The organism is Geobacillus sp. LEMMY01 (genome assembly GCF_002042905.1).
GTDB lineage: Bacteria > Bacillota > Bacilli > Bacillales > Anoxybacillaceae > Geobacillus > Geobacillus proteiniphilus.
Window position 1 is genome coordinate 1 of record NZ_MVKA01000019.1, and the last position, 14437, is coordinate 14437.

The following is a 14437-nucleotide window of genomic DNA, read 5'->3' on the forward strand; positions in this document are numbered from 1 at the left end:
TCGGCGGGACAATTTGGCTGAAATGGATGTTAAAGCCGTGCGCAAACACAAGCGCATTGCCTGGCTCGAGTTCCGGCTCGATTTCCTCTTTGTACACGGCCGGCTGCTTTTCATCCGGCAGCAGCACCATGACGATATCAGCCTGCTTCGCCGCTTCGCGGACCGAGTATACGTAAAAGCCGTCTTGTTCCGCTTGTTCCCATGATTKTCCTTTTCGTAATCCAACGATGACGCGGACACCGCTGTCGCGCAAGTTTTGCGCATGGGCGTGGCCTTGCGAGCCGTAGCCGAGGATCGCGACCGTGTGCCATTGCAAATATTGTTCCTTTGCATCCCCGTTATAGTAGACTTTGCCATGATTACCCTCTCCTTTGTCCTGKAGTTTGACACTCCACACGCCTAAAGGCGTGGGATTCTTGGGTCGTTAACGCACTAATACATTTCTGGTTCAGACAACGCACAAGTTCCAACATTGGCAACGGCGATATAACGAAGTCCCAAAGCAACGCCAATTACCTTGGTTTCTCCACATTGTGGGGCTTCAAATGTGAGCGCAAAAGAAAAGSACCATTTCTTTATCTTTTTGTAGAGCTTGGCTGCCCCTTGTTTGACGGTTCCATCGAGCAGCCGATTCAGCCATGCTTCTTGATAGGGACGCGTGACCACCGGCACGCCAATTCGCTTCTCCAGTGTGGGGCATGAAACATTGTAGAACTCTCCTTTCTTTTCAAMCTTTACGTTTTGATTGTTAAAGCAACACCATAATGTTCGGAACTTCTTTGTTTTCTGGTTTTTCTTTTGGGACTTCACTTCTCGAATCGTTTGATTCACGATAGCAGAAGGAAACCGCTGCGACGAAAACTCTTTAAAAATTTTGCTCGTCGCTTGATTCAGCTCGGGATGATTCAACAGCCAATTCGCAAACGCGGTATTCACTTCTGTCATCCGTTCATACATGTCTTGTTTGACTTTCGTTGGTTTGTGCAGCTCCAGCCTTAGTGTGATCGTGGGCATGGATTCACCTCCTTGTGGCGATTACAGGATACCATTTTTTTCATAATCATTCAATATTAAGAAAACGGCTCGCTTTCATCCCACCCCTAAAGGAGTGGGCTTTCTCGCTCGCGGGTCTGTAATGCGTTGACTAAGCTTTCCGGTTCACGATCGCGAAAATCTCGAATCATATCATCAAACTCATCATCATCTATCGATTGGTTGTAGTAACCATCGACAAAGTATCGCAACGTCTTGAATCTCTCTTCAATTCCTGCCATTTAGACCTCCTCCTCTCGATCAAAGGGCAACGATCACCTTTTCTCCCCGATAAGAAATAGAGCCCGTTTTTCATTGCTGCTCATCACCGCCCCACGTGATAGCCAAGCCACGCGAGCCACACGCCACACAAATACGTAGCCGCCAAATAAACGATAACCTTCGCCCATTGGCGTTGCTGCATCATTTGCACGCTTTCCCATTTTAAGGTCGAAAACGTGGTGAACGCGCCCATAAAGCCGGTGCCGACAAGCAGTTTTGCGGCATCGGCGGCGCCGCTTCCGGCGAGCCAGCCGAGCAAGAAGGACCCAAGCAAGTTGACAATGAGCGTCCCGAGCGGAAAACGCGGCGAACGCCGAGCCGCCCAGCGGCTGACGAGATAGCGGGCCATGGCGCCGAAAAAACCGCCGATCGCCACAAACAGCGGTGCGTACATTATCCAATCCCTTCCTTCCGTTCCGGTTGAGCGGCGGCATATCCAGCCCATGAGGCGAGCAACCCGCCAAACAGGCTGGCAGCGATATAAACGGCCGCCATGCCAAAGCGCCCTTGTTCCATCAATTCCACACATTCAACGCTAAGCGTCGAAAACGTCGTATACGAACCGACGAACCCGGTCGTTACGGCTGTTTTCAGCCATGGCGGCCACGCGGGGCGGCGGGTGAACATCACGGTGAACCAGCTGAGCAAAAACGAGCCTGTCCAGTTGATGAAAAGCGTCCCGAGCGGAAAGCCGCCGACGGCGGCGGCGGGAACAACCAAACCGAGCCCATAGCGGACAAGCGCACCGATCATGCCGGCTGCGCCGACAGCGAAATAGACCAATGATGATTCCCCCTTTTGAATAACGAAAATAAACAAACTCCTGCCGCTTCTACACGCAGCAGGAGTCATCAGCCGGAAGCCGGCGGTTATGGCGAACTCCATCGCCTATTCGATTGGCATCGCCTTTATTTTACCATATATCCCCTCCCGATGGGAAGCAGATTCAACGGCTTGGTCGGAACCCGTGTTGTTCGAATATTTGGAGCGCCTGTTCGCTCGTCAAATAATCATACAACTCCCGCGCCTCCTTGAGATGTTTGCTCGTCTTGACAACACCAAGCGGATAGACGATCGGGTCGTGCATGCCATCCGGAACGGCGGCGGCGATCTTGACTTTGTCCGACACGAGCGCGTCCGTCCGGTACACAAACCCGGCGTCGACGTTGCCGGTTTCCACGTACGTCAGCACTTGACGAACGTCTTTCGCGTAAACAAGCTTCGCTTTCACCTGCTCCCACAACCCCGCCTTCTCCAACGTTTGTTTGGCGTACATGCCGGCCGGCACCGACTCGGGGATGCCGGTCGCCACTCGTTTGGCTCGGGTGATGTCATCGAGCGACTGAATCGCCCCTTCTCCTTGTTTCGGAACGATGAGCACCAGCTCGTTGGCGAGCACGGTTTTTTCGTATTTGGAATCGATCAGCCCTTCCTTTTTCAGTTCCGCAAACGGCTCGGCAGCCGCGGAGAAAAAGAGATCGACCGGCGCCCCTTCGGAAATTTGTTTTTGCAAGGCGCCCGACGCGCCGAAATTGTATTGGATGCGGATGTTCGGGTGCTTTCGTTCAAACGCCGTTTTCGCTTCTTCCAACGCTTCTTGCAGACTGGCCGCGGCGGAAACCGTCAACTCTGCGTTCTCCGCCGGTTTCGTTTGATGAGCGTCCTCTTTTTGGCCGGCATCGCAGCCATATAAGCCGAACAATAAAAAGATTGCGGTCAGCCATGCCATTTTTCGCATTCGCATTCCCCCTTATCTGACTGAAACAGCATTGTTATATGTAATTATATCTAATTATAAATAATGATAAATAGTTGTGAAAGAAAAAATTTTTTCACACCCCTGTCTTTGCGCTACAATGGAAGAAAGGAGGATTGCATGATGCCGGAACCGCGGTCATACACGATCGAAGAAATCGCTTCCTTATTAAAGGTGTCAAAACTAACGGTGTACGATTTAGTGAAAAAAGGGAAGCTACCCGCCTTCCGCGTCGGGCGGCAAATGCGGATCACCGCGGATGATCTCAAGCGGTACATCGCTGGGCAAAAAGGGGAGGCAAGCACCATTTCCCCCGCCGTTTCACGGCCGACCGAAGCCGCTCTTCGCCCCATCATCATCAGCGGTCAAGATATGGCTCTCGATTTGCTTGGCGTCCATCTCGAAAAAGACGGCCCTTATCAATCGCTTCGCACCTATACGAGCAGCCTCAACGGATTGATCGCTCTATACAAAGGGCAATGTGACATCGTCAGCGTGCATTTGTTTGACGGGCAAACGGGCGAGTACAACCGCCCGTATGTCGAAAAGCTGTTGACGGGGCACGCGTACATCATGGTGAACTTGATGGGCAGGCCGATCGGGTTTTACGTGCAAAAAGGCAATCCGCGCGGCATCCAAACGTGGAGCGACTTAGGAAGGAGCGACGTCACGATCGTCAACCGGGAAAAAGGAGCGGGGGCGCGTGTGCTCTTGGATGAACAGCTGCGCCTGCATGGGCTGTCGCCGTCCGCTATTCACGGCTATGAGCGCGAGGAGACAAGCCATTTGAGCGTCGCCTCAGCGGTGGCGGCGGGCCTTGCTGATGTCGGCATCGGCACGGAAAAAGTGGCGCGAATGGCCGGCGTCGAGTTCATTCCGCTGATGAAAGAGCAGTATGATGTCGTCATGCTACGGACGCCGGAGAACGAACCGCTCATCGCCGCCGTCTTGAACGTGCTTCGCTCCGATTCGTTCCGCACCGAACTCGAAGCGCTTGGCGGATACGATGTGTCGCAAACCGGGCAAATCATCGCCGAACGCGGCTGACAGGGCAGCACAGCCGCATCTGTATAGATGCAACGAAAACGTTTACCATATCCTTGACGGAAAAGTCGCTTGTCCATTTTTCGACTGTCGAAGGCAGGACACAGGCTTGCCTCCGTCACGTCTTGGCAGTCGATCCAATGCTTAGGAAAAGCGACAAATGTTAAAGCTTCAAATGGCATCTATATGTTTTGGACATCAGGCGATGATTCAGCGGAACCTCCCGAATCCCATTTCCTTGCTCCGATTCTATGCCACCCATCCAAAAAAGAAGCTGTTCCAAAAGCGAGTCGCTTTTTGGAACAGCTTTTCGTTTTACCCGCGCAGCACCGCGCCAAATTGTTTCTCGACCGCGGCGAGCACCCGCTCATGGACAGCGGCGACTTCCTCGTCCGTGAGCGTCCGCTCCGGATCGTAGTAGCGGAGTGAGAAGGCGAGCGATTTTTTCCCGTCCGGCAGGCGGTCGCCTTTGTAGACGTCAAAGAGGGAGACGTCTTTGACAAGCGGTTTCCCGGCTTCGGCGATCGCCTCCTCGAGGACGCCGGCTTCGATGTTTTCATCGACGACCAACGCAATGTCGCGCACGACGGACGGGAAGCGCGGAATCGGCTCGTAGCGGATCGCTTCGCTTTCGGCGTTCAACAGCTCGGCCAAGGCGAGCTCGAAGACGTACGTTTCTTTTAAATCGTACTCTTTTTGCACGGCCGGATGGAGCTGGCCGACAAAGCCGATGACCCGGCCGTCAAGCACAATGTCCGCCGTCCGTCCCGGATGCAAATCGTCGCGTTTCGCCGGGCGGTACGCGATGCGCTTGGACAGCCCGAGCAAGTCGAACAACCCATCAAGAACGCCTTTCGCGACGTAAAAATCGGCCGCTTTTTTCTCGCCTTGCCACAAATGGGCGTGCCATAAGCCGGTGAGAACGCCGGCAAGCCGCTCTTTTTCCGCCGGCTGGACGTGTTCTCCTTTGGACAAGTAGACAGAGCCGATTTCGTACAAGGCGACGTTCTCGACTTGGCGGGCGCGGTTGTAGCTCGCCGCTTCGAGCAGATGCGGAATCAAGCTTTGCCGAAGAACGCTCCGCTCTTCGCTCATCGGCAGCGCCAAGCGGATCGGTTCGGCCGTCTCGAGCGCAAAGCGCGTCGCTTTGTCCGGGCTCGTCAACGAATACGTGATCGCTTGGAACAAGCCCGCTCCTTCCAAATAGCGGCGGACGCGGCGGCGCTTCGCCTGGTACGGCGTGAGCCCGCCCGGTTTCGCCTCGGCCACCGGCAAGGTCGCCGGCAGGCGGTCGTAGCCGTACAAACGGGCGGCTTCTTCAATGATATCTTCTTCGATCGCAATGTCGCGGCGGCGCGACGGGACACGGATCGTGAACGTTCCGTTGTCTTCCGTAAACGGGAATTGCAAGTTGGTTAAAATGGCGGCCACTTCCTCTTTCGTCATCGCCGTGCCGAGAACGCCATTGATGCGTTCGAGCGTGACCGTCACCACCACTGGCTCTTGGCGCCACACACTCGCTTCGACGATGCCGCCGACCACCTCGCCGCCGGCGTATTCGGCCATCAACGCCGCGGCGCGCTCGAGCGCTTCTTTCGTCCGCGCTGGATCGATTCCTTTTTCAAATCGGGTGCTCGCCTCGCTGCGCAGCCCGTGGTCTTTCACCGCTTGGCGGATGACCGGGCTTGTAAAGTACGCCGCTTCAATGAACACGGTCGTCGTGTCGTCGCGCACTTCCGAATTCGCCCCGCCCATCACGCCGGCTAAGGCGACCGGCTCGCGGCCGTTGGTGATGACGAGATGTTCTTCCGTCAGCTTCCGCTCGACATCATCAAGCGTGACGATCGTTTCGCCCGCTTTTGCGCGGCGGACGACAATCTCCTTCGAACCGAGGCGGTCGTAGTCAAACGCGTGAAGCGGCTGGCCGTACTCAAGCAAAATGTAGTTGGTGATGTCAACGACGTTGTTGTGCGGGCGGATGCCAGCTGACATGAGGCGCGTCTGCATCCAAAGAGGCGACGGGCCGATCTGGACGTTCTTCACAATCCGCCCGGCGTACAGCGGATTGTCTTCCGGCGCCTCAACGCGGACGGAAATGTAATCATAGACATGTTCGCTGTTTTCCTTGACCTCCGCCTCCGGCAGTTTCACATCGCGGCCGAGAATAGCGGCCACTTCATAGGCGACGCCGATCATGCTTAAGCAGTCGGCGCGGTTTGGTGTCAAGGCGAGCTCTAACACTTCGTCGTGCAAGCCGAGCCACTCGATGGCATCGGCGCCGACCGGCGCGTCGCTCGGGAAGACGAAAATGCCGTCCGCATATTCTTTTGGCACGACTTTCGTTTCGACGCCAAGCTCTTGGAGCGAACAAATCATGCCGTTCGATTCTTCCCCGCGCAGCTTCGCCCGTTTGATTTTGAAATTGCCCGGCAGCACCGCCCCGACTTTGGCGACCGCGACTTTTTGCCCTTTGGCGACGTTCGGGGCGCCGCAAATAATTTGCACGGGTTCGTCCTCTCCCAAGTCGACAAGGCATTTCCGCAGTTTATCCGCGTTCGGGTGCGGCTCGCACTCGAGCACATGGCCGATGACGACTCCTTTCATTCCCCGGTCAAGCGCCTCGACCCGCTCGACTTCAATGCCGCTTTTCGTAATCAACTCCGCGAGCTCTTTGGCCGTTATGCCCGTCAAATCGACGTATTCCCCTAGCCAACGGTAAGAAACGAGCATTCCCAACTCCTCCTTTTTCTGTTACACACGCAAAAATTGCCGCAAGAAACGTAGATCGTTTTGATAGAAATGGCGGATGTCATCAATGCCGTACTTCAGCATCGCGATCCGCTCCGGCCCCATGCCGAACGCGAAGCCGGTGTATGTTTTCGAATCAAAGCCGGCCATCTCGAGCACATTCGGGTGCACCATGCCGGCGCCTAAAATTTCGATCCAACCGGTGCCTTTGCAGACGCCACAGCCCTGCCCTTCGCAGCGGAAGCAGGACACATCGACTTCGACCGATGGTTCCGTGAACGGGAAAAAGCTCGGCCGGAAGCGGATGTCGCGCCCTTCCCCGAACAGCTTGCGGGCAAATTCGCGCAGCGTCCCTTTCAAATCGCTCATCCGGATGTTCCGGTCAACAACCAATCCTTCAATTTGTGTAAACTGGTGCGAATGGGTCGCATCGTCGGTGTCGCGGCGATACACTTTGCCCGGGCAAATGATTTTCACTGGGCCGCGCCCGCGGTGCTTTTCCATCGTCCGCGCCTGCATCGGCGACGTATGAGTGCGAAGCAAAATCTCTTCGGTGATATAAAACGAATCTTGCATATCGCGGGCCGGATGGCCTTTCGGCAAGTTGAGCGCCTCAAAGTTGTAATAGTCGGTCTCAACTTCCGGCCCTTCGGCGACCGTATAGCCCATGCCGATAAACAAGTCTTCAATTTCTTCAATGACACGCGTCAGCGGATGCGGGTTGCCCAGTTTCACAGGCCGGCCCGGCAGCGTCACATCAATCGCCTCGGCGGCCAGCTTCCGCTCCACTTCCTCTTGCTCAAGTTTCGCTTGTTTCGCTTCCAGCGCCTGTTGGATCGCCTCTCTTACTTCATTGGCAAGCGCCCCAATTTTCGGGCGCTCTTCCGGCGGCAGCGCCCCCATGCCGCGCAGCACTTCGGTGATCGGCCCTTTTTTGCCTAAATAGGCGACGCGCACGTCGTTGAGCGCTTTTAAGTCGCGGGCTTGGCCGATTTGTTCGAGCGCCTGGCGTTTCAACTCGTACAGCCGTTCTTTCACATCAATCCCTCCTCATTTCAATTGAACGCTCTCCCACTTACGCTCACGCGTAGAAGTGGGGGGTCTTCTCGGTTTAGGATGATAAAAAAAACCCGCCCCGGTAAGGGACGAGTTGTTGCTCGCGGTACCACCCTTGTTAACAGCATAAGCGTGCTGTTCACTTCATTGCGATAACGGCCGAAAGCCGGAACACCTTTACATCCCTCCTTGGGATGGTCCCGGTGTCAACTCAGGAGGTGAACTTCACTTGCGTCGGCCATAAAAACGCTCCCAGTCTATGGCGTTTTCTCCCTGGATGGCGAGCGGCAAGCTACTTTTCTCCGTCATCGTTGTTGTCCGTATGGGAAATGTCGCTATCATTATACGCAAATGAGCGGGCAAAGGCAAGGTCAGGCCGAAATTTCTTTGCGCAGCTCATCGATTTCCGCTTCCTGTTCAATCGAGCGGATAGCAAGGCGCTCCATAATTTTTTCCTGCCGCACTTGCCCTTCCTTGAGCGCCGCAACATCTTTTTTGACCCCCAACATGTCCTTTTTCATGGCGTCCATGTCTTTTTTCATCGCATCCATGTCTTTTTTCATCGCATCCATGTCTTTTTTCATCGCATCCATGTCTTTTTTCATCGCATCCATGTCTTTTTTCATCGCATCCATGTCTTTTTTCATCGCATCCATGTCTTTTTTCATCGCCTCAACATCACTTTGGATGCGATCGACTTTGTCTTCGAGTTGTTTCACGCTTCCTTGCAGCTTGACGATATCCATGCGCATTTGTTCGATGTAGGCCCCTTGAACATCAAGACGCTCAAGCACAGCGTTCAATAACGCCCGCAGTTCGCCATCCATCCGTCTCCGCCCCCTTGTCCGATTGATTTTCGATTCTATTTTACCGCACCGCCTGCAAGGAATAAAGCAAAATTCCGGCCGCAACGGCGACGTTCAGCGACTCGGCTTGGCCGTAGATGGGGATATAGATATTTTCCGTCGTCATCTCGAGCAGCTCGCGCCGGACGCCGCTTCCTTCATTGCCGACGAGCAAGGCGAACGAAGACGATTGTGGAACGGTGCGGTAATCGACGGCGTTCTCCAAGGCGGTGCCGTACACCGGAATGCCCTGCTCCTTGAAACGCGCGATCCATTGTGCCAGATCGCCTTTGACAACCGGAAGGTGAAACAGCGACCCTTGCGTCGCCCGCACAACTTTCGGATTGTACAAGTCGGCGCATCCCTCGCCGAGGATGACGGCATCGATCCCAGCGGCATCGGCGGTGCGGATCATTGCGCCGAGATTGCCCGGATCTTGCACGGCGTCAATAAGCAAGGCGGTCTTCACGCCCCTCAGCTCGGTCGACAGCTGCCGGCACACCGCGGCGATGCCCTGCGGCGTCTCCGTGCTGCTGATCGCTTTCATCACCGTTTCAGTCACAATCACAACCGGGACGTCAGTGACGTTCCAGCCGGGCGGGACGGCCGTTTGCTCTTCGACAATCAGCTCGACAAGGGGCGCGTTGCTTTTTATGGCCTCTTCGACAAGATGAAACCCTTCAAGCAAAAACAATCCGGTCTCGTCGCGCCCTTTTTTTGTCAGCAGCTTTTTCCATTGTTTGACGCGCGCATTTTTCGGCGATTCGATCCGCTTCACCGTTTCGTCCCCCAATGTTTGGCGATAAACTCATCGCGCCCGGACGCGGCGCGGTCTTGTTTGTAATGCTCCGGATTTTTCTTATGATAGTTTTGATGATACTCCTCAGCCGGGTAAAACGTCGTCGCCGGCAAAATTTTCGTCACAATCGGCTTCGAGAAGCGCCCGCTTTCTTCTAACGCCCGCTTTGACTGCTCGGCGAGCTGGCGCTGTTTTTCGTTATGGTAAAAAATCGCCGTCCGGTATTGCGGCCCGCGGTCGTGAAACTGGCCGCCGTCATCGGTCGGATCGATTTGGCACCAATACAACTCCAAGAGCCGCTCATACGAAAAGACGTCCGGGTCGAAGGTGATTTGCACCGCTTCGTAGTGGCCGGTCGTGCCGGTTTTCACTTGCTCGTATGTCGGATTTTCCACATGTCCCCCTGTATAGCCGGAGACGATGCCGTAAATGCCATCGAGCTCCTCAAACGGCGTCACCATGCACCAAAAGCAGCCGCCGGCGAATGTCGCTTTTTCCATTGTGTCGTCACCTCATGCGTCAAGTTTCTTCATTTGATTATAGCAAAAATGTGAGCCTCACGCCCAAGACCAAGCCGTGACTGCTTTCCCCATACGGCTAATCGCCATCTCTTGTCGTCTGCCCATCAGCCGCTCATGTCGATGAGTCAAGCCGTTGCTTCATTTCGTCAAGCAAGCGGTCAAACAGCGGGATATAGTGTGTGCGAATGCGTTCATAAATGTCCATCGCAGTTTCTTCATCATACGTATGGGACGTCCGGTTGCGGTCTTCCAGCATGCGAAGCCATGTCTCTCCGTCTTGAATCAACCCTTCCCGAAACGCCTCGCGAATCGTTTTTCTTGGGCTCGTCACTTCGGAGTATCCTTGATACTCCAAATAAAGTTTCATCCATTTCCACGCCAGTTCGTACGTGAATTCAAATCGTTGAATGGTCGCATCGACAACAAGGTCATCCGTTTGCGCGTCTCTTGCGGCACTTTGCCGGAGTTTGGCGAGCGCCCGTTCGAAATCGTAAAATCGATCCATCAGCCGGCTCATTGTGACCATCACCTTCCCACGCTCATTCGTTTGGAAAATCGTTTTCCCTTCCTTGTCAATCGCTGTTTTTAACCGCTCGTTGCCGATCTCATCATAATCAATAAGATCGATCCGATAAATGATGGGCAATTCATCCAAATCCGATTGCAGACGGTGCAACAAATCTTTTGATTTTCTAAATTTGATGGCTATATCAATATCCGACGTTTTCTTATCATCGCCTCTCGCCCTTGAACCAAACAAAATCACTTCTTCAATGGCATCGGCGTAACGCTGAAACAGATGAATCAGCTGGCGAAACACCGCTCGCTCTAATCCATATCTCGTTTGAGCCGCCATCCTCTCTTCCCTCGTTTCCAAGATCTTTGCCTTCATTATACCATAGTCTGGCAAGCGCAACGGCTTCGACCGCCGATGCATAAATCCGCCGCCATTGGCAAACGATAACGGTGTACAATACGGCCAACGAGGTGAGACAGATGGATTTGAACTTGCGGAAAGCCATTATGCACAACGTCGCCAACAACTCGAAAGACCAGCTGGAACATACGATCGAAGACGCGATCCAACGGGGCGAGGAAAAATATTTGCCCGGCCTCGGCGTCCTCTTTGAAGCCATTTGGACGCATGCCAATGAGCAGCAAAAAGACATGATGCTCACGACACTCGAGCAGGCGGTTAAACAATGACGAACACCGGCCGAATCGGCCGGTGCTTTCATTAGTCAAACGTCAGTTGTTTCACTTTGTCGGCGTCAAGCCGTTTGATCACCTCAACAAGCAGCTTGACCGTGTTTTCGTAGTCGTCGCGGTGCAAAATGGCGGCGTGCGAGTGGATGTAGCGCGTCGGGATGGCAATCGTGAGCGATGGAACGCCGATGCCGGTTAAGTGAATCGCTCCCGCGTCCGTACCGCCGCCTGGCATGGCGTCAAAATGGTACGGAATGTTCAGCTCTTCCGCCACTTCGATGACAAATTCGCGCAAGCCGCGGTGCGACACCATCGTTGCGTCGTACAAGACGATGTGCGGGCCGGCGCCGAGTTTGCCCATCGCTTCTTTTTCCGAAACGCCCGGCGTATCGCCGGCAATGCCGACGTCAACAGCAAACGCGATATCTGGCTGAATGAACTGGGCGGCCGTGCGCGCGCCGCGCAAGCCGACTTCTTCCTGCACCGTGCCGACGCCGTATACCGTGTTTGGATGGTCGACGCCTTTCAGCTGCTTGAGCACATCGATGGCGACCGCACAGCCGATCCGATTGTCCCATGCTTTCGCGAGCAGCATTTTTTCATTGTTCAATACCGTAAATTCAAAATACGGCACGATCATATCGCCCGGGCGGACGCCCCACTCCATCGCTTCCTCGCGGCTTGTCGCGCCGATGTCGATGAACATATCTTTGATTTCCACCGGTTTTTTGCGCGCCTCCGGCGGCAGAATGTGCGGCGGCTTCGAACCGATGACGCCGGTGATGTCGCCTTTTTTCGTCACGATCGTCACGCGCTGGGCGAGCATCACTTGGCTCCACCATCCGCCAAGCGTTTGGAAGCGGATGAATCCTTTGTCGTCGATTTGCGTCACCATAAAGCCGACTTCATCCAAATGGCCGGCGATCATCACTTTCGGCCCGCCCGATTTCCCTTCTTTTTTGGCGATCAAGCTGCCGAGGCCATCCGTTGTCACTTCATCCGCATACGGAGCTATGTATGTCTTCATCACGTCGCGCGCTTCCCGCTCATTGCCCGGGACGCCTTTCGCATCGGTCAGCGCTTTCAGCATCGTCAACGTTTCGTCCAACTTCGCCATCTTGGCACCCCTTTCCGGTTTTGTCCACTTTTTTATTATACTTGAAAAGGCTGACGATTGGCAAAATGAATCATTCGCCACCCGAAAAAAAGATCAGTAGCGCTCGTTTTGCCGCTTGTGGTTCACTTCATTTTTCCGCCGATACGCCGCCTCGATGTCGTCAGAAGAAAAACCGAGCGCCGCGCCAAGCCGCCAATACTCCGTAAACAGCGCATCATATTCCGCTCGCGCTCTCGTCTCCCCGAACCGCTCGGCGGCGCGAAACACGGCAAGAAACTGCTCGACAAGCGGCCGTCCCGCCGACGGAGCTTCGTTTTCTTCATAAAACAAGCCGCACTCCAGCCCGAGCGACAATAAAAAATGCAAGCCGTCGACATATTCCTCAAGCACCCGCTCGGCTGGCGCGGGCGGTTTGATGCTCCAAAATTTAAAACAGCGCGTCTCATTCGCGAGTTCGCCTAATTCAACAAGAAAGGCGAGCTGCTTGCGCGCAAACAAATCTTCTTCCATCAAGCCATGCTCCGTTTCAATGCGCCGATCCAACGTGCGCTGCATATCGTAAAGCAAAGGCCAATTCATTCTCTCCTCCCCTTTCTACCTCATCCATCGCCAATAGAGAAACAGCTCCGCCGCTGCCAACAGCGGCAAGCCATAGCGAAAAGCCCGATGGCGCGTTTTATGGTGAAATATGTACATGCCTGCCATTGCCCCCAGAGCTCCGCCCAACCACGCCAGCAGCCAAAGCGTCCGCTCGGCGGTGCGAAAGCGGCGGCGCTTCGCCTTGTATTTGTCGACCCCCATCACGAAAAAAGCGAGAAGATTGATCACTATCCCGTATTGTACCATATCGATCCCTTTCCTTGATAAGAAAATGGCCACCCTGATCAAGGATGGCCATCGTTGTTATTTATTCAAATTCGCTTTCGCCAAGTCGGCGAGTTGGGCGAACGCGGCTTGATCGTTCACCGCCAAGTCGGCGAGCATTTTCCGGTTCACTTCCACGCCGGCCAGCTTCAAGCCGTGCATCAAACGGCTGTAGGACAAGCCGTTTTGGCGGGCCGCCGCGTTGATGCGGGCGATCCACAGTTTGCGGAAGTCGCGCTTCCGTTGACGGCGGTCGCGATACGCATACATGAGCGATTTCATCACTTGTTGGTTCGCGACTCTATATAATGCGTGTTTCGCGCCGAAATAGCCTTTTGCGAGTTTTAACACTTTTTTGCGACGTCTGCGCGTCACTGGTCCACCTTTTACGCGTGGCATAATCGTTCCCTCCTATAGTCGGTCGTTATTTCAAGTTGTCAAGCATTTGGCGGATGCGTTTGAAATCGCCAGGCGAGACAAGCGTCGCTTTGCGGAGATGACGCTTTTGTTTTTTCGTTTTATTGGCAAACAAGTGGCTCGTATAGGCATGACCGCGTTTTAATTTGCCGCTGGCCGTTCTTTTGAACCGTTTCGCCGAGCCGCGGTGAGTTTTCATTTTTGGCATCGCAGGTTCCTCCTTACTTGTTGTCGTTTTTCGGTGCGAGCACTAAAAACATGTTGCGCCCGTCCATTTTCGGCGCCGTTTCGACAACGGCAATGTCGGCGCACGCTTCCGAGAAGCGGTCAAGGACGCGCTGCCCGATTTCTTTATGGGTGATCGCCCGACCTTTAAAGCGGATCGTCGCCTTCACTTTATCGCCTTTTTCCAAAAACTTGCGCGCATTGCGCAGCTTCGTGTTGAAGTCATGCTCCTCGATCGTCGGGCTGAGGCGCACCTCTTTGACGTTGATCACTTTTTGTTTTTTGCGTGCTTCTTTCTCTTTCTTCTGCTGCTCGAAGCGGAATTTGCCGTAGTCCATGATGCGGCAAACGGGCGGTTTGGCGTTCGGCGCGACAAGCACAAGATCCAAGTTGCGTCTTGCCGCAATCTCAAGCGCCTCCTGCTTCGACTTGATGCCAAGCTGTTCGCCGTTTTGGTCGATCAAGCGCACTTCACGGGCACGAATTTGTTCGTTGATAATAAAATCTTTGCTAATAATGAGCCAC

The 14437-nt window shown here is 54.4% G+C and carries 19 protein-coding genes, 1 pseudogene, 1 riboswitch and 1 other annotated feature; of the genes and pseudogenes, 2 read left to right on the top strand and 18 right to left on the bottom strand.

Going from position 1 to position 14437, the window contains the following annotated elements:
• From B1A75_RS10410 to modA, 6 genes and pseudogenes are all read right to left on the bottom strand, one after another.
• A partial coding sequence (locus B1A75_RS10410; protein ID WP_176202405.1) for an NAD(P)-dependent oxidoreductase occupies positions 1 to 397 on the bottom strand: 397 nt, incomplete at its 3' end.
• Positions 398 to 453: 56 nt separating this feature from the next.
• A pseudogene (locus B1A75_RS10415) lies at positions 454 to 1014 on the bottom strand (RNA-guided endonuclease TnpB family protein); the annotation flags it as partial.
• Positions 1015 to 1100: 86 nt separating this feature from the next.
• A complete protein-coding gene (locus tag B1A75_RS19905; protein WP_161489610.1) occupies positions 1101 to 1274 on the bottom strand; it encodes a contact-dependent growth inhibition system immunity protein in 174 nt (57 codons plus the stop codon).
• An 83-nt stretch (positions 1275 to 1357) separates the two neighbouring features.
• On the bottom strand, positions 1358 to 1708 hold the full coding sequence (gene crcB / locus B1A75_RS10420; RefSeq protein WP_079936165.1) for a fluoride efflux transporter CrcB: 351 nt from the start codon (positions 1706 to 1708) through the stop codon (positions 1358 to 1360).
• Positions 1708 to 2097, bottom strand: a complete 390-nt coding sequence (locus tag B1A75_RS10425) for a fluoride efflux transporter FluC (protein WP_079936166.1) — start codon at positions 2095 to 2097, stop codon at positions 1708 to 1710. The genes crcB and B1A75_RS10425 overlap by 1 nt, the downstream gene beginning before the upstream one ends.
• Positions 2098 to 2149: 52 nt before the next feature.
• Positions 2150 to 2212, bottom strand: a riboswitch (Fluoride riboswitch).
• Between the two features lie 48 nt (positions 2213 to 2260).
• Positions 2261 to 3052: a molybdate ABC transporter substrate-binding protein gene (gene modA / locus B1A75_RS10430; RefSeq protein WP_079936167.1), complete on the bottom strand. Its 792-nt coding sequence runs from the start codon at positions 3050 to 3052 to the stop codon at positions 2261 to 2263.
• Between the two features lie 141 nt (positions 3053 to 3193).
• On the opposite strand from modA, the gene B1A75_RS10435 reads away from it, so the two are divergent.
• Complete coding sequence (locus B1A75_RS10435; protein WP_079936168.1) at positions 3194 to 4117, top strand: helix-turn-helix transcriptional regulator; 924 nt, start codon at positions 3194 to 3196, stop codon at positions 4115 to 4117.
• A 312-nt stretch (positions 4118 to 4429) separates the two neighbouring features.
• Here B1A75_RS10435 and pheT read toward each other — a convergent pair whose 3' ends face one another.
• From pheT to B1A75_RS10465, 6 genes are all read right to left on the bottom strand, one after another.
• Positions 4430 to 6844, bottom strand: a complete 2415-nt coding sequence (pheT, locus tag B1A75_RS10440) for a phenylalanine--tRNA ligase subunit beta (protein ID WP_074042836.1) — start codon at positions 6842 to 6844, stop codon at positions 4430 to 4432.
• Between the two features lie 21 nt (positions 6845 to 6865).
• Complete coding sequence (gene pheS / locus B1A75_RS10445) at positions 6866 to 7900, bottom strand: phenylalanine--tRNA ligase subunit alpha (protein WP_074042837.1); 1035 nt, start codon at positions 7898 to 7900, stop codon at positions 6866 to 6868.
• A gap of 100 nt (positions 7901 to 8000) precedes the next feature.
• Positions 8001 to 8236 (bottom strand) — a binding site (T-box leader).
• A gap of 53 nt (positions 8237 to 8289) precedes the next feature.
• Complete coding sequence (locus tag B1A75_RS10450) at positions 8290 to 8745, bottom strand: hypothetical protein (protein ID WP_079936169.1); 456 nt, start codon at positions 8743 to 8745, stop codon at positions 8290 to 8292.
• Positions 8746 to 8785: 40 nt separating this feature from the next.
• Complete coding sequence (locus tag B1A75_RS10455) at positions 8786 to 9541, bottom strand: TrmH family RNA methyltransferase (protein ID WP_074044323.1); 756 nt, start codon at positions 9539 to 9541, stop codon at positions 8786 to 8788.
• Positions 9538 to 10062, bottom strand: coding sequence for a peptide-methionine (S)-S-oxide reductase MsrA (gene msrA / locus B1A75_RS10460; RefSeq protein ID WP_074044324.1), 525 nt, complete (start codon positions 10060 to 10062; stop codon positions 9538 to 9540). The genes B1A75_RS10455 and msrA overlap by 4 nt, the downstream gene beginning before the upstream one ends.
• Before the next feature lie 133 nt (positions 10063 to 10195).
• Positions 10196 to 10939: an HI0074 family nucleotidyltransferase substrate-binding subunit gene (locus B1A75_RS10465; RefSeq protein WP_074044325.1), complete on the bottom strand. Its 744-nt coding sequence runs from the start codon at positions 10937 to 10939 to the stop codon at positions 10196 to 10198.
• A 140-nt stretch (positions 10940 to 11079) separates the two neighbouring features.
• On the opposite strand from B1A75_RS10465, the gene sspI reads away from it, so the two are divergent.
• Positions 11080 to 11289 carry a small acid-soluble spore protein SspI gene (gene sspI / locus B1A75_RS10470; protein ID WP_074044326.1) on the top strand — a complete coding sequence of 70 codons (210 nt, stop codon included), beginning with the start codon at positions 11080 to 11082 and terminating at the stop codon, positions 11287 to 11289.
• A gap of 31 nt (positions 11290 to 11320) precedes the next feature.
• Here sspI and B1A75_RS10475 read toward each other — a convergent pair whose 3' ends face one another.
• From B1A75_RS10475 to infC, 6 genes are all read right to left on the bottom strand, one after another.
• Positions 11321 to 12406, bottom strand: coding sequence for a M42 family metallopeptidase (locus B1A75_RS10475; RefSeq protein WP_074044327.1), 1086 nt, complete (start codon positions 12404 to 12406; stop codon positions 11321 to 11323).
• Between the two features lie 93 nt (positions 12407 to 12499).
• Positions 12500 to 12985, bottom strand: coding sequence for a dUTP diphosphatase (locus tag B1A75_RS10480; RefSeq protein WP_074044328.1), 486 nt, complete (start codon positions 12983 to 12985; stop codon positions 12500 to 12502).
• Between the two features lie 15 nt (positions 12986 to 13000).
• Entirely contained in the window at positions 13001 to 13252 is a 252-nt protein-coding gene (locus tag B1A75_RS10485) for a DUF1294 domain-containing protein (protein ID WP_074044329.1), read from the bottom strand.
• A 57-nt stretch (positions 13253 to 13309) separates the two neighbouring features.
• Positions 13310 to 13669: a 50S ribosomal protein L20 gene (gene rplT, locus B1A75_RS10490; protein ID WP_011887944.1), complete on the bottom strand. Its 360-nt coding sequence runs from the start codon at positions 13667 to 13669 to the stop codon at positions 13310 to 13312.
• A gap of 25 nt (positions 13670 to 13694) precedes the next feature.
• Entirely contained in the window at positions 13695 to 13895 is a 201-nt protein-coding gene (gene rpmI, locus B1A75_RS10495) for a 50S ribosomal protein L35 (RefSeq protein WP_074044330.1), read from the bottom strand.
• A 13-nt stretch (positions 13896 to 13908) separates the two neighbouring features.
• Positions 13909 to 14430 (bottom strand): translation initiation factor IF-3, encoded by a 522-nt coding sequence (infC, locus tag B1A75_RS10500; protein WP_074044349.1) that lies wholly within the window; start codon positions 14428 to 14430, stop codon positions 13909 to 13911.
• Positions 14431 to 14437: the final 7 nt, after the last annotated feature.